At 36.1% G+C, this 15,826-nt stretch carries 11 protein-coding genes; 6 read left to right on the plus strand and 5 right to left on the minus strand.

Going from position 1 to position 15,826, the window contains the following annotated elements; all coding sequences use genetic code 11:
- From N3F66_08165 to pheT, 4 genes are all read left to right on the plus strand, one after another.
- Positions 1–762: ROK family protein (locus N3F66_08165; protein ID MCX8124123.1), on the plus strand; the 762-nt coding region annotated here is incomplete at its 5' end.
- Positions 763–794: 32 nt separating this feature from the next.
- Entirely contained in the window at positions 795–1,694 is a 900-nt protein-coding gene (locus N3F66_08170) for a phosphatase PAP2 family protein (protein MCX8124124.1), read from the plus strand.
- Positions 1,695–1,868: 174 nt separating this feature from the next.
- On the plus strand, positions 1,869–2,906 hold the full coding sequence (pheS, locus tag N3F66_08175; GenBank protein ID MCX8124125.1) for a phenylalanine--tRNA ligase subunit alpha: 1,038 nt from the start codon (positions 1,869–1,871) through the stop codon (positions 2,904–2,906).
- A gap of 21 nt (positions 2,907–2,927) precedes the next feature.
- Positions 2,928–5,324, plus strand: a complete 2,397-nt coding sequence (gene pheT, locus N3F66_08180) for a phenylalanine--tRNA ligase subunit beta (GenBank protein ID MCX8124126.1) — start codon at positions 2,928–2,930, stop codon at positions 5,322–5,324.
- Positions 5,325–5,614: 290 nt separating this feature from the next.
- Here pheT and N3F66_08185 read toward each other — a convergent pair whose 3' ends face one another.
- The 5 genes from N3F66_08185 to N3F66_08205 all read right to left on the minus strand — a co-directional run bounded on the left by N3F66_08185 (position 5,615) and on the right by N3F66_08205 (position 12,939).
- Entirely contained in the window at positions 5,615–6,319 is a 705-nt protein-coding gene (locus tag N3F66_08185; protein MCX8124127.1) for a hypothetical protein, read from the minus strand.
- A gap of 19 nt (positions 6,320–6,338) precedes the next feature.
- Positions 6,339–9,044 (minus strand): UPF0182 family protein, encoded by a 2,706-nt coding sequence (locus tag N3F66_08190; protein ID MCX8124128.1) that lies wholly within the window; start codon positions 9,042–9,044, stop codon positions 6,339–6,341.
- A 26-nt stretch (positions 9,045–9,070) separates the two neighbouring features.
- Complete coding sequence (locus tag N3F66_08195; GenBank protein ID MCX8124129.1) at positions 9,071–10,405, minus strand: MFS transporter; 1,335 nt, start codon at positions 10,403–10,405, stop codon at positions 9,071–9,073.
- A gap of 110 nt (positions 10,406–10,515) precedes the next feature.
- Positions 10,516–11,184 carry a DUF429 domain-containing protein gene (locus N3F66_08200; protein MCX8124130.1) on the minus strand — a complete coding sequence of 223 codons (669 nt, stop codon included), beginning with the start codon at positions 11,182–11,184 and terminating at the stop codon, positions 10,516–10,518.
- Positions 11,185–11,259: 75 nt separating this feature from the next.
- Positions 11,260–12,939, minus strand: a complete 1,680-nt coding sequence (locus tag N3F66_08205) for a long-chain fatty acid--CoA ligase (GenBank protein ID MCX8124131.1) — start codon at positions 12,937–12,939, stop codon at positions 11,260–11,262.
- A 461-nt stretch (positions 12,940–13,400) separates the two neighbouring features.
- Here N3F66_08205 and N3F66_08210 point away from each other — a divergent pair, with 461 nt between their 5' ends.
- Positions 13,401–13,952 (plus strand): DUF2889 domain-containing protein, encoded by a 552-nt coding sequence (locus N3F66_08210; protein MCX8124132.1) that lies wholly within the window; start codon positions 13,401–13,403, stop codon positions 13,950–13,952.
- Between the two features lie 14 nt (positions 13,953–13,966).
- Positions 13,967–15,787 carry an aldehyde ferredoxin oxidoreductase family protein gene (locus N3F66_08215; GenBank protein MCX8124133.1) on the plus strand — a complete coding sequence of 607 codons (1,821 nt, stop codon included), beginning with the start codon at positions 13,967–13,969 and terminating at the stop codon, positions 15,785–15,787.
- Positions 15,788–15,826 lie beyond the last annotated feature (39 nt).

Consider the following 15,826-nt stretch of genomic DNA (forward strand, 5'->3'; position numbering starts at 1 on the left):
GCCGTAGGCATAGGCTCGGCAGGCGCTATAGACAAACACAAAGGAATAGTAATTACAAGTCCCAACATCCCATGGTGGAAAAACTACCCCTTAGTACACACACTTCAACAGCTAACTGGTTATACTATATTTTTGGAAAACGATGCTAACTGTGCAGTGTTTGGCGAGTTATGGCTTGGGAATGGCAGGCATTTTAAAAACTGGATAATGCTGACACTGGGTACCGGCATTGGCGGTGGTGCTGTCATCAATGGTGTGCCCTATACCGGAAAAGCTGGTAGTGCAATGGAATTTGGCCACACAACTATTGATTATAATGGCTTACAGTGCAAATGCGGGCGAAAAGGCTGTCTTGAGTGTTATGGTTCAGCAAGCGCTGTTGTGAATTTTACAACAAGTCATTTGAGTATGTATCCAGATTCCACTATTGGTGCGCGTATCCAACACGAAACACTCACTGCTAAACTGGTGTTTGAGGAAGCACAAAAGGGTGATGCATTGGCACTATATATTTTTAATTTAATTGGACAATATTTAGGAATTGGGATTGCAAATTTTGTCAATATATTCAATCCTGAAGCTGTGATTCTTGGAGGGGGGCTATCAGGTGCGCATGAATTCTTTTTGCCACAAATTAAAAAAGGAGTTCAATCCTTAGCGTTAGCAGGTATGAAAGAAGATGTACAATACTGTATTACCACACATGGTGATTATACTGCAGCAATAGGCGCTGCAAAATATGCCTTAGATGGTTTGAGGTAAGAATAAAATTTTAATTTGAATTGGAGGATAGCATGTTTTTTGGCAATGAGTTGCTTTTTGGTGAAGAGACGTTGAATCATATACACCTGTATGCAGGCAAATGGCTTGATTTTGTTATGGTAGCATTTACCCAGCTTGGAAATGAAATGTTTTATATACTTGTCATACCATTTTTATTTTGGTGCGTCAACAAACGTGTTGCCACCATTGTTGGTATTGCTTTTTTGCTTTCCGCTGCTATTAACGACATCGCAAAGTTTTTGTTCTTCAATCCACGGCCAGATCCTGAAAACCTGGCTATACGTATAGCTGAGCTAAATCGCATGTACTGCCCAAAAAATAGTCCTGGCTTTCCTAGCGGTCATGCACAAAATGCAGTGGTTTTTTGGGGAACACTTGCGTATGTGCTAAAAAACAGACTGTTTACCTTTTTTTCTATATTTTTGATAATTGCAATTGCATATTCACGCCTGTACTTAGGTGTACATTTTTTGGGTGATGTTGCTGGCGGTATAATGATAGGAACTATTATTTTTGTTTGTACAATTGCTTTGATTCCTCACTATGACAAAATCTGGAACATAAAAATATTTACAGCATCAATTATATTTGTTATAGTACCCCTCATCATATCTATAACTCTAACCGGAAATGAGATTGCCAAATCGCTTGGTGTGTTATCGGGTTTTACAATTGGATTTATTCTTAATAAAGACAAATCAGAAGAAATTGCCTTTTCACTAGCACCCTCATTGGTAAAATTTTTTATTGGCCTGGTAATTCTTTTACTCATCAAAGAAGGTTTAAAATTAATATTTCCCACCAGTAGCATATACGATTTTATTCGTTACTGGTTCATAGGGGTATGGGTGTCGTATGGCGCACCTGCAGTATTTGCACGCATCCCCTACTTATCTAAGCAATTAAATTAAGGGTAAGCATAACATTCGTATTTATATAAAAATTCAAAGTATTGTTGTTGACTTTTTTTAAACTGTTTTGCCGTAATACATATCTAAAAAATTATTTGCCGGTAACTATCGCCAAGAAATACTAGTTTGGCGATAGCTCATAGTAAAACCCTATTCACATGAATTAACCAGGTGATGTATATGAAAAAAAAGCTTCAAGACCTCTACGAACAAACTGTAGCCTTAATTGAGAAAGCCACAACCATCGATGAACTGGAGCAGATAAGAGTTAAAGTATTAGGCCGTAAAGGTGACCTCACTCAGATTTTGCGATCACTGGGTACGTTGCCTCAGGAAGAACGCGTTGAAATTGGCAAATTGTCCAACGAACTGAAAGAAAAAATTGAAAATATACTTGAAACCCGTAAAGACCAATTAACCCAACAGCATATAAACAAACTCATAATGGAAGATTGGCTGGATGTAACGCTGACCATGCCTGGCACATTAAGAAAATATGAACGAGGGCATTTACATCCCATTTCGCAAATTCAGTACGAAATTGAAGATATTTTCACTTCAATGGGCTTTGAGATACTTGATGGACCCGAAGTAGAAACCGATTACTATAATTTTGAAGCACTCAACATACCACCCTACCACCCTGCCCGCGACATGCAGGATACATTTTGGACCGAAGATGGCAACCTTCTGCGTACACATACATCAGCTATTCAGGTAAGGGGTATGGAGCGCCTCAAACCGCCTTTTAGGGTTATTGGTCCTGGCAGGGTTTTCCGCTATGAAAGCATTGATGCGTCACATGAAAATACATTCTACCAGGTTGAAGGCATGATGGTGGATAGGGATATTTCTGTAGCCCATCTTATTTATTTTATGAAAACATTACTCAAAGAGATATTCCGCAAAGAAACCACCATTCGTCTGCGCCCTGGATACTTCCCGTTTGTTGAACCTGGATTTGAACTGGATATCCATTGCCTTATTTGCGGGGGTAAAGGCTGCAGCGTGTGCAAATATTCAGGTTGGGTTGAGTTACTGCCCTGTGGCTTGGTACATCCCAATGTACTGCGCTATGGCAATATTGACCCTGATGAGTGGTCAGGATTTGCTTTTGGATTGGGTTTGAACCGCCTGGTCATGATGCGTTATGGCATCAATGATATTAGACATTTCTTAAGCGGAGATATTCGCTTCCTCTATCAATTTTAGGCTTTGTGCGGAGTAATACGTATGTGGATTTCATTAAACATTATTCAAGACATGGTTGATATTAAAGATATTCCTGTAACGGACATTGCCAACCGATTAACGATGTCAACTGCTGAGATTGATTCAATAGAGTACTCACATCAACTATTAAAAAATATTTATACTGCTAAACTTATTGAAGTTAATAAACACCCCAACGCCGATAAACTCACTGTGTGCAAAGTTGATACGGGCAAGGGCATTTTGCAGGTGGTATGCGGCGCACCAAACCATAAAGCTGGTGATATTGTTGCGCTAGCACCCGTAGGCACAAAGTTTACCGATACATTTACAGTAACCAAAACCAAACTCCGCGGAGTTGAATCCGAAGGGATGCTGTGCTCCGAACGCGAACTAGGATTATCAGATGACCATTCTGGAATTATGGTATTCCCTGAAAATACACCAATTGGTGTAAGCCTGGCCACATTGTTCCCTGAAAAGATAGATGTTCGATTAGAAATTGACAACAAATCAATTACTCACCGGCCAGATTTATGGAGCCATACAGGATTTGCACGTGAAATAGCTGCACTGTTTAAAAGACCCTTCAAATATCCAGTTAATTATGACATTGCTAAAGATTTTAAATCAATGGAAACGCTTATTGTTACTATAAAAAACCCAGAAGGTGCGCCGCGTTATTGTGGTCTTGTTGTTAATAATATCACCATTAAAGAATCCCCCGACTGGCTCAAAGCGCGTGTAGAAGCAATTGGCATGCGCCCAATAAACAATATTGTAGATATAACCAACTACGTTATGGCTGAATTAGGCGAGCCTATGCACGCGTTTGACCGTGCTAAACTTAGAGGCAATGAAATCATTGTACGGTTTGCCAAAGATGGCGAACATCTCATGACGCTGGATGGGCAGGAACATATATTAACTTCAGAAGATATTGTGATAGCCGACAGCGGCGGTGCTATCGCACTTGCTGGTGTAATGGGTGGTGGCAACAGCGAAATTGAAGATACCACAACATCTATAGTCCTTGAAGCTGCTAACTTTAATCCAGTATATATTCGAAGGACAGCAAACAGATATAACCTTAGAACCGAAGCTGCTATACGTTTTGAGAAATCACTTGATCCAGAATTGTGTCCTGCAGCAATTATACGTTGCTATGAATTGATTAAAATGCTGTGTCCCCAAGCCCAAGCAGCAACTCCTATAATAGACACCTACCCTGTACCTGCAAAGCCAGTGCGCATACATACTTCTACTGAATTTATCAGAAAAAAATTAGGTCATACCATAGATGACAAAACAATAGAATCTATTTTATCTTCACTGGATTTCAAAATAACCAGACACAATAATGATTTAACTATAGATGTTCCTAGTTATAGAGCAACAAAAGACATCTCCATACCAGATGATATTGTTGAAGAAATTGGCAGAATATACGGATACGATAACATTCCGGAGCAACCACCTTTAGTACCATGTGCCCCACCCTCACGTAACATCAAACGTACCTTTGAAAGGGATATAAAATCTATACTTGTCAACGATTTTCATATGACCGAAGTGAGCAATTATTCTTTTGTTGGCGAAGCATTGCTCAATAAATTGCAACTAAATGAAGATAAAGAACTTAAATTAAAAAATCCTTTGTCAAAAGAGCAGGACAGACTACGAAGAAGCCTGATTCCTAATTTAATTGTAAACATTACAACAAACCAGCGTTTCTTTGATGATTTTAGAATATTTGAATTAGGGAGAGTCTATCTAAAAGAAGACAGGCTATCAAATGATTTAGCCACCGAAAATACAAGGGTTTCCGGGGTTATATATTCTAAAAAACCACAATACCCTGTTTTTTATGATGCAAAAGCATGCTGTATTGGTATTTTTGAAAAAACCTTAAGAAACAATTACATTCTAAAACCAAAAATCGACAATTTGCCACCATATGCACATCCCGCACGTTCCCTGGAATTGGTAATCTCAAATAAACCTGTTGCTCTTATTTGCGAACTTCATCCCAAAACAGCAAATGAGTTTGAAATTAAGGGCAATGTTGCACTCTTTGATATTGATGTTGACCTGCTATTATCACTACCCAAACAGGATATAGTGTTCAAAGAATTACCAAAATTCCCAGATGTGCCTTTTGATATATCAATACTTACTGATGAAAAAGAATATGCGGCCACATTGGTGGATATGTTGTATAAAGCTGATAAAGAACATATCGCTGATATTGAGGTTATCTCAGTCTATAATCAACCACCAATCCCACAGGGGAAAAAATCCGTATCATTTAGGATAACATTCAGAGCCAAAGACCACACTTTATCACCGGAAGAAGTTGATAGTTTGCAGAAAAAAGTTATTTCGTTTGTAGAAAAGAGTGGATATAAACTGAGATAGATTTTTAGTGTAAAACACCTATAATAATATTTTGTAAACAATAAACTATACACCATGCAACGCAACGTTGCAGGGTGTATAATAGTTCGCTTTTATAATTTTAGCTTGTAAGGAAATGGCACAAATATTTTATATATAAAATATACGCCATTTTGTACCACATCTTCTATTTCACATTTCAAAATTACATCTTGTCCATTATTATCGGTTGCAATAACATCAATATAATCATGGATTTGTAATAGCTTATTTGATTTTACAGGATAAAATTTTCCTATACGCATAATGTACTAATTAACATATTCCCTCTCCCATGGATAGTGTGCTCTGTTTTGTTTCAATGCGGTTTCTTCTTTTTTAAACATTGTGAATTCATCCCATAATTCCTTGGTAAAATATTTTGGCTTAATAAACAACTCAACCTCACCTTTTTGTAATTGATAGTTACTATCCACTGGCTGGAACAGATGGTTCCATGATACAACTTTAAACCGCAAGGGAATATTAATATTTTGTGTTATCTCATTGGTTTTATGTTTTACAGAAAAATCATTGGGATTATAATTTTGGGGACTTTCATATATTACTTTTGCTATTTTATTATTTTTATCAATAACAAGCCCTATTACCTCAATATCGTGTTTTCCAAACATTACTTTTTGTAGTTTAAGTCCCCCAGTATATATATTTCTGCTTAGCCAAGGTACAAATCCTTTTGTATTATTCACTTCTTTTTCCCAAAAGTAATGATATGCAATATATTTATTTCCATTATAATCCACACTGGCTCTGTAATATACAGCATATGGATATTCATACTCAGCATTTGAAATAATATGCGGGCAATATTTATCCGCTAGAGCATCATCTTTGATTGGGGTAAAACCAGGTATATCAGTTTCATTAACGCGTACTGTCTTATTTGCAACATACGTGACAGAACCAATAAGAATGATTAGTAGTATTATAATAATAGCTATTATAATTTTTTTCATGCTATTTGCCTCCTTTATATTACTTGCTGCTTCGTAATGCTGTGAGTGCTTCCTTCAACTTTTTCAATTCTTCACCGTATTTGGCCCAGTTTCCCTGACGTTGATATTCTTCGGCCTGTATGAAATGCATATACGCTTTATTAATTAAATCCTTTAATCCATACTCAGATGAATATTCTAAATTTATTCCACCCCCCTCTGTAAATAACCGTGAAAGTGCCAGCGAAAGATTTTCTTCCATAACAATTTTATCTCTATACGAGACAATAACTCTCTTTAGCTCAGGCATTTCACTTGTTTCAGCTTTAAGGTATAATGGTTCTACAAAAAGTATTGAATCTTTTATTGGTACAACCAGTATATTGCCGCGTATAACACGCGAACCCCTCTGGCTCCACAATGTTAACTGTTTTGATATTTCAGCATCCTGATTTATACGAGCTTCTATCTGCATGGGGCCAAAATTAAGCTTATCTTTAGGTAACGTATATAGCAGTAATTGCCCATAATGAGGCATATCACAGCGGGCTACTAGAAACGCTATCATGTTATCTTTCTTTGCGGGAGTAAAAGGCAATATTATTACAAATTCAGTTGTTTTTTCTCCAGGCAATGCCGTAACCAGATAATAGCTATGCATATATTCTTTTTCATTTTCATATATCTGCTGTGGAATATCCCACAGGTCTTCATTATTATAAAATACATTGATATTTGTCATGTGATAGCGCAACAGTTGCTGAGCCTGAATATTAAACAATCCTTCAGGATAGCGAAGATGAGCTTGCAGTTCTGGTGACATCTGATCAAGTGGAAGAAATAAATTTTTAAATATTTTTGAATAAGCTTTTATTATTGGATCATTATAGTCAGCAATATAGTATTTGATGCTTCCATTATATGCATCAATGACAATTTTTACAGAATTACGAATATAATTTATTGATTCGCCATTAGATAACTGTACAGGTGTTGAATACGGAAAAGCATTTGAATACGTATATCCATCTATAATCCAATAAATTCTACCACCAGCAACAACAACATAAGGATCCGAATCAAAATATAAAAATGGTGTTATAGCCTCTATCATTTCAGTTATATTTCTTCTGAAATGGATGCGGCTTGTATTGGTTACGACATTTGATATTAATATATTAAAATCGCCAAATGCTATCGCATACATTGCACGTTTAACAAATGAATCAAGCACATCCCCGCCTGTACCGGTATACAGAGTATATTTGTTTTCATCCCCATAAGGATAATCAAACTCACCAGGAGTAACACGTGTATTTGTTATGATATATGAGTTGTTATGCTCACCATAATATATCTGGGGTATTTCAATAGGGATTTGAATTTTATATTTAGGAGGTATATCATAGAGTACAAGCTCAGGCAACCCTTCTGGGGTAATCCTATCAACTCTGCTGGCAACAACGCCATATCCATGTGTAAATATAAGATGGTTATTAAGCCATGAGTTCTTTGATACAGTTAATTTGCTGTTATCCAATTCGCGTGCAGATATATTAAGGGCAATTTTCTGATTATTTATAGTATATCGAACAATATCCACATCAATAAAATCATAATATGGTTTTAATCCCTGCAATTGCTTATATGTCTGCTTTAAGGGGCGCCAGTCCCATAATCGAATATTGTTCACCACATCTTTATTTTTTTCTAGATCATTGTATGTGAGTGTCAGTGCATTCTCAAACGGCATGTCCTTAATTGCATTGAGCCCAAATGCTAATCGTGTAAATTCAATATTATATTTGATATATGGTGATTCTTTTTCCAGTTCATTTGGATCAACAACAAAACGTTGCTGCAATGCAGGAAAAACAGCTCCAAATATAAAATATGCTGGTAGCAGCGTTATTAATACTATAATTGGTAATTTAAAGCTTTTGGTGATAATATTAGCAAAAAGCAAAATGGCAGCAACAATGGATATAACTATACAGATATCATACGCAAGCAATTTGGCATGAACATCTGTATACCCTGCACCAAAAAACTTTGCTCTATTATTAAATAATAAATCATACGACAGCAAGCGATAGCCGGCTGCTATCAATAGTACAATTAAAGCTGAAAGTGATGATAGATGTGCCCTGGCAAAACGGGAAAACTCTAGTTTACCATTCTGTGTAAATATACCATTATTCAATATATGAAAAAAGAATGAGAATACTGCTATAATTGTCAGTGAAACAAGAAGCCATCTGAACATAAATTTATAGAAAGGCAGAGTAAAGACATAAAAACCAATATCTTTATTAAATAATGGATCAGCCGGGAAGCCAGCAAAGGATACGGAATTTTTATACATTAAATATTCCTTCCAGTACGTGGAAGCCCACAAACCCATAAAAAAACCAACAATTAACACAGCTGCTGCCAGCAACACAACTAAAAGATTACGGGTTGTTCCAAATCCAGGAATTTTTATTCTATCTAAAATATTTTTAGTAAAAATTCTGCCTTTGCCTCCCAATACCCTTATAAGCAAAAAATTCAATATGAACAACCCAATGAACGCACCCCAGAAAAGAGTTTGTACATTGAACTTTGAGAAGAAAAGAATCCAGAATATATCAAGATGGTTATATATAGAAAACCAACGGTAATCAATATAAAAATTACCTATTGAATAAATCAGAATATATCCAATTATAAATATTGTGAGCACTACTAAAAACTTTTTATTCATCGGTTACACCTTTAACAAAGACTTTATTACAATTTTTTCATTTGCATAGCTCGTTCTTTTAAAATTGCATTGAGCCTTGCTTCATCTTCAGGGAAAGTTTTAACCATTACAAGCAAAAGCACCCCACATAACAGCCAGAAAAGATTAGCTACATTAAATGCCATAAGCCTACCAAACCACACAATTAATGCACTAATAATGACTGGTCCAAAACCTTTACCTAGATCATCTGTGAGGTTATAAAGTGAAAATATTGAACCACGTGTTTCAGGAGTATTTACATTAAGTAAAATTGCCCGTACATTAGGGCCAGTAATCGTAACAGTAAAACCTGTAATAAATCCAAAAATCAATGGCCATGTTGGATCCGGCTCAGGTACTATTACCTGTGGAGTATAATTAAGCAGCAATGCCATTGGTATTATTCCTATAAGTGTTGATGTGCCACATAACATTGGCAGATATTTTGGTTTTATATTGTACAATTTATTGCCAATTAAGCCACCAACAAATGCACCAATTATAGCCGCAGCACCAACAGTCATGACGATAAGCGTTGCCATCTGGACTGAATATCCCTTATCCTGCGAGTAGAAATCGTTTAAAAATATAAAGAATACACCCCACGGAACTGTACCTGGTATACCCTGTAAAAATACAATGACATTAGATTTAATCCTGAATAAATTTTTATATTCTTTCCAGTTAATGCGGCCTGTATATGCAATGCCTTGTTCTATTAGTTCCTTTAAGCTTTCTTCTGTTTTACCACGTTGAGGTTCTTTTACAAACAGTAAGTATACTATAGCTAATACAAAATTGGGGATAGCTACCAGTATAAATGGCAATCTCCATCCATACACTGGCCCAATAAATCCTGCCATAAGCTGGCCTATAGCAATGCCAAGTCCCTGTGCAAGACCAATCCATGCAGCAGCCGCTGCCCTGTTCTTATGTGAAAAATAATCACCTATCATTGAAAATGTCAATGGCAACGCTCCACCAATACCTATACCAGTTAACGCTCTGAGCCAAAAAAGCTGATCGTAATTTTGTGCAAAACCTGTAAGCAGGCATGGAATCTCACCTACAAGAATTACAAATAGAAACAAATTCCGCCGTGAAATCTTGTCAGTGAGATAACCTATAGCAAGAGTAACCAGTCCACCCAGTACCCAAAATACAAAAGATATTCGGCCTCCCAGCATAACATCACGCTGAACATCATTGAAACCAAAATCATGTGCAATCTGTGTTAGATTGGGTGCCATCAGATTCTGGTCAGCAAATAAGAACAAATTCATTAGTGCAATCAGGATTATTGCAAAAATTTCATTTTTAGCAAATTTTTCTTTTGCCATTTTTATTCCCCCAAATATTTATCCATCTAAAAATAACAAAGTGAATTGTGATTATCATGGCATAACAATAAAATCAAGGATTTTTTATTATGAAAATATATTCTGTGATTTCAGATTGAACCTTCAATCCTGGGCACCAACAATATACCATTTTCTGCATCTCCAAATGTATAGCACTCTTTATGCATACAATGAATCACAGTATAGGCGCACACTAATGCATCAATCATGTCTTCGTATTTCTTTAAATCATTTCCTTTAGCCTGGGCGATAGTTACTGTGAATAAACTTTTGCAATCTATCACCTCTTTTAAATAATTAAATAATTTCATCAAATTCATTCTTCTTGATGTAACACCATATTTTGATTTATAGTGCAATATTTCCATTCTGTTAAAACACACCATAATCGTTGCATGTGGATATACTTCAAAGATATTATGATTTTCAAAACTGAATCCTAATTTATTCAATTCTTTATAAAGAGCTTCCGGGAAAAAGTATGGATACCTATTTTTATTTACTGCATGCAACCCAAGTCTGTAACGGGAAAATGTTCTCAGGAATTCAGTTTCATGCTTGCGATGTCCAGTTTGATTTTTTATTATAAGTGGTGCATCAATACCTATTATTGCATTGGTATACGGAGCTATCGCCCTTACAATTTCTTCTATGTTATTTGAGTAACAATAATCTATAACCTGCAAAATGTCATTGCAAATCACTACTGCTGTATTATTTTTGCCCGTCCACGAAGGGTCTATTCCAATATAATACATGACATTTTTTAAATAAAAAGATAAGACGCACTGTACGTGCGCCTTATCCTTTTTCCCAATTTATTTGTTTTGTTTTTACCCTGCTTGCTCTTTTTGCATCTTTTCAAGTTCCATTTTCCGCAGTTCTTTGCGCAGTATCTTGCCAACATTGCTCTTGGGCAGACTATCAATAAATTCTACCATCTTTGGCACCTTATATGCTGCCAGTTTGGTTTTGCAATAATCTATAACTTCCTGTTCGGTCATTGTTTCACCTGGCTTTAATACCACAAACGCCTTAACCGTTTCACCACGATATTTATCAGGTACTCCTATTGCACACGCTTCCATGATCTTGGGATGTTCAAAAAGAACCTCATCAATATCACGAGGATAGATGTTATACCCACCCGCAATAATCATATCTTTCTTGCGGTCAACAATGTAAAAATAACCATTTTCATCCATTTTTCCAATATCACCTGTATACAACCAGCCATCCCTCAATGTCTTAGCTGTTTCATCAGGCATTTTGTAGTAACCACTCATAACCTGAGGTCCCCGGATACATACCTCTCCTTCTTGTCCCATCGGCATTTCCTTAGTCCCTTCTTCAAGATCTACTATTTTCAATTCAGTATCAGGAACTGGCAATCCAATTGAACCTGGAATTGTTTTCCCACCATATGGATTGATAGTTGCCACTGGTGAAGTTTCGGATAGTCCATACCCTTCACAAATCTGAGCACCTGTTTTGGCTTCAAACTCTTTTATAACATCAACGGGCAATGGTGCTGCACCTGAAAAACAACCGCGTATACTTGATATGTCCGAATCTTTTATCTTAGGATGATTCAGCAATCCAACATACATCGTTGGTACTGCCGGGAAGAAATTGACTTTATGTTTTACTATAGCTTCTAATATTGCACCCGGTTCAGGACGTGGAATCAGCACCTGGGTCCATCCTTGCCATAGGCAAAGATTCATAACAGTGGTCAATCCAAATGAATGGAAATACGGCAACACCCCCAGACTGGTAAGTTCACCACGTTTAAATCCAGGAAACCATGCATTAATCTGCTGCAAATTGCACGAAAGGTTCTTATGAGTGAGCATAACCCCTTTACTTACACCGGTTGTTCCACCAGTATATTGCAAATTTGCAAGCTCGTTAAATTTTGCCATAATCCCTGGATCGGAATCGGGATATTTTTTTAGTAAATCTGTCCACTCATATACATCCGGCGTAGGGGGTATATCTTTGTGCTTATCTTTTGCAACAATTGGGAGCAGCTGCTTTTTAGGGAATCCCAAATGATCACGTATATGGGCAATGATGATTTTCTTTATTTGTGTTTTTGGACGTAATGCTATCATTCTGGGTCCTAATAAATCAAGAGTAACCAATACAGTTGATTCTGAATTATTCAATTGATATTCCAATTCATGATCAGTATACAAAGGATTATTCATTACTACCACTGCACCAATTTTCCATGCTGCATACGAAGCTATCACAATCTGAGGCATGTTTGGCATTAACATTGCAACCTTGTCCCCTGGCTTTACCCCCATATCAATCAATGCGTTTGCAATTTTATTAACCATTGATTGTAACTTTTTAAAACTAATTTTGGCGTCCAGAAAGATCAGCGCATTATTATTTGGAAATTCCTTTGCCGACCTTTCAAATCCATGCACAACAGTAATCTCATCATACTTTAGTGTATGAGGTACACCTGGTGCATAGGACTTTAACCAAGCCTTTTCCATTGCAAACCTCCTTTTATAGTATGTGTTAAAATATTAAGAACAAGATGGGTAATACTGTGAAATGTTGGATTGGTAAAAAGAGCTTTAAATATTACAACCATGATTATTTACAATGTCAACAATTTATTTATATATTACAGTATTTTTATTTTATTGACATATAAATACATTTAAGTTATGTATATATATAATTAATTTAATATCAATTTTATAATTAACTATATAGCTTACATACACACGCAATTTCTATGATTTTACTTAAATTTGATATAATAATAAAATTCATTTATTTAGTAAATTATCATTGAAAAATAATTATATCGTTTTCAACTATTAGTTGTGTTTTTGTAATCCTAATATTTTTTAAAAACCTTAGAGAGTAAACTATTTCATAATATTATTTTTTTATAATAAATTCTATCTTTTATTTTCTAATTCAATTGATGCATGAGAGGTTATACATGAAAAATAAAAAAGTTTTTACCCGCAGTATTGAAGTATCATGCTATGAAGATGGTGATAATTCAATTGTTGTTGAAGGGGAAATAAAAGACACCCGATTATGTCCATATTACCTTGTTACTGGTGAAAGAAAAGAGCCCGGCATTCTCCATAATATGAAAATTACAATGCACGTCAGTGGCAGTAACTTAATAATTAGCAACATAAAAGTAGATATGATTCATTACCCACGTGAGGAATGTGTTGAAGTTAACAATAATATCTATAAACTTAATGGATTATCTATTACAAAAGGTTTTACAAAAGCAGTAAAAGACACAATTGGGGGTATAAATGGATGCACTCATGTTACCAATTGCATATTAGCCATGGCGCCTGCTGCAGTTCAAGGGTTTTGGGCCAATAAAGCACAAAAACCTGTTACAAAAGAATTTGCCAATCAAGGTTCAATGAGCCATTATTTGATTGATACGTGCTATGTATGGCGTAACAATGGCCCTATGATACAAAAATTATCTGAAGCCATAAATAAAATTGATAAAAATAAATAATCAAGGGGTGGGTAATGTTTGGGTATTATGGCAGGATAGCTATAGTTGATCTATCCAACAATCAGGTTACTATCAAATCATTTGATGCAAACTTTGCTCGACTTTTTTTAGGGGGAAATGGATTTGCTGCAAAAATAATTCATGATACTGTAAGTCCCTCAACCGACCCTTTTTCGGAAGATAACATCGTAGTCTTTGCTACAGGTCCTTTTACAGGAGGTCACGTATGGGGTGGAAGCCGTGGACATTGTGCAAGTATTTCACCACTTACAAATATATTTTGTGATTCAAATTTTGGTGGCAACTTTGCTGCAATGTTTAAACGTACCGGATATGATGCAATTGTAATAAAGGGCAAAGCATCTTTGCCAGTATACATATATATTAATAATGAGATAGTTACTATTAACGATGCACAACATATTTGGGGAAAACAAGTATCAGAGGCACACACACAATTGGTTCAAAGCTATAATACCCGGATTGAATCTGCGCTTATTGGACCTGCAGGAGAAAATTTAGTACGCTATGCATCTGTTATGTGTTCCGGTACACGTATTAGTGCAGCTGGACGCGGTGGTATTGGTGCAGTGCTAGGATCTAAATTATGTAAAGGTATAGTAGTTTCAGGCAATAGTAAAGTTGAAATTTTTGATCAGCAGAAACTACAAACCCTTTTAAAAGATCTTCTTCCTGGCATGAAAGAACGTGCACAACACCTAACCGAATTTGGTACACCTATACTTGTTCAAATGATTAATAGTAAAGGAAAGCTATGTACCAGAAACAATCTCAAGGAACAATTTGATAAATCATATACAATCAGCGGTGAATATATTAAGGAACATCATAAAAGGAAAAATATTGCCTGCCATGGTTGCCCTATCGCATGCGGTAAACTTGTAGAAGTTCCCTATGGCTTGTATGCAGGTAAACATGTTAAAATGCCTGAATATGAAACCATTTATTCCATGGGTAGTATGTTAGAAAATAGCGACATTGTCTCAATTTACAATGCTAATACAATATGTGATGAAATGGGAATGGATACCATAAGTTTTGGTGTTACATTAGCGTTCTTAACTGAATGTGTTGAAAAAGGATTAGTTAAAAACTCTGAACTTGAAATACCACTTCATTTTGGGAAATGGAATCACTTACCCCAAATTGCGGAATATACTGCACACCAACAAGGATTATTAGGAAAACTGATGGCAATGGGCTCAAAACGATTAGCTGAATATTGTGGTGGTGATTCGTATAAATATCTCTACGAAGTAAAAGGGCTTGAAATAGCCGGACACTCTGCACGAGGATTACGGCAAATGAGCCTTGGGTATGCAACAGCTACACGAGGCGGCAGTCACCATGATACCCGTCCAACCTATTACCCAAATGATCCAGAAGTTGATCCTGGATTTTCACATCAACCTGAATATTCTTTTAATTCACAAAACAACACTGCAATTGGCGATTCACTAGTGTTGTGCAGATTTATCCATGAGCGCAGCTTTGGCACTCAGATAAATGAAACTTTGGCGCAAGCAGTATCATATGTAACAGGATGGGATATAACCAAACAGGAATTAACAGAAATTGCAGAACGCATCTACACTATAGAAAGACTTATAAATATTTCCCGTGGCATAGATAGAAACAGTGATATTTTGCCATACCGTGTAATGAATGAACCAATACCCGATGGACCTTCCAAAGGGTGGGTGTGCTCACATAAAGATCTTCAGAAAATGCTTGATGAATACTATTCTTTGCGGGGGTGGGATGAAAACGGAATTCCAAAACAACAGACTCTTAAACGTCTCAAAATTATTTAAGTTATCCCTTTTTTCATTTTTTTAATGACTTAACATGCT

Source organism: Spirochaetota bacterium (genome assembly GCA_026414805.1).
In the GTDB taxonomy this organism is placed as follows: Bacteria; Spirochaetota; UBA4802; order UBA4802; family UB4802; genus UBA4802.

Bases quoted from the DNA above. Each gene is read 5' to 3' on its own strand.
- N3F66_08170 (MCX8124124.1), top strand. From the start codon at position 795: ATGTTTTTTGGCAATGAGTTGCTTTTTGGTGAAGAGACGTTGAATCAT.
- pheS (MCX8124125.1), top strand. From the start codon at position 1,869: ATGTATATGAAAAAAAAGCTTCAAGACCTCTACGAACAAACTGTAGCC.
- pheT (MCX8124126.1), top strand. From the start codon at position 2,928: ATGTGGATTTCATTAAACATTATTCAAGACATGGTTGATATTAAAGAT.
- N3F66_08185 (MCX8124127.1), bottom strand. From the start codon at position 6,319: ATGAAAAAAATTATAATAGCTATTATTATAATACTACTAATCATTCTT.
- N3F66_08190 (MCX8124128.1), bottom strand. From the start codon at position 9,044: ATGAATAAAAAGTTTTTAGTAGTGCTCACAATATTTATAATTGGATAT.
- N3F66_08195 (MCX8124129.1), bottom strand. From the start codon at position 10,405: ATGGCAAAAGAAAAATTTGCTAAAAATGAAATTTTTGCAATAATCCTG.
- N3F66_08200 (MCX8124130.1), bottom strand. From the start codon at position 11,184: ATGTATTATATTGGAATAGACCCTTCGTGGACGGGCAAAAATAATACA.
- N3F66_08205 (MCX8124131.1), bottom strand. From the start codon at position 12,939: ATGGAAAAGGCTTGGTTAAAGTCCTATGCACCAGGTGTACCTCATACA.
- N3F66_08210 (MCX8124132.1), top strand. From the start codon at position 13,401: ATGAAAAATAAAAAAGTTTTTACCCGCAGTATTGAAGTATCATGCTAT.
- N3F66_08215 (MCX8124133.1), top strand. From the start codon at position 13,967: ATGTTTGGGTATTATGGCAGGATAGCTATAGTTGATCTATCCAACAAT.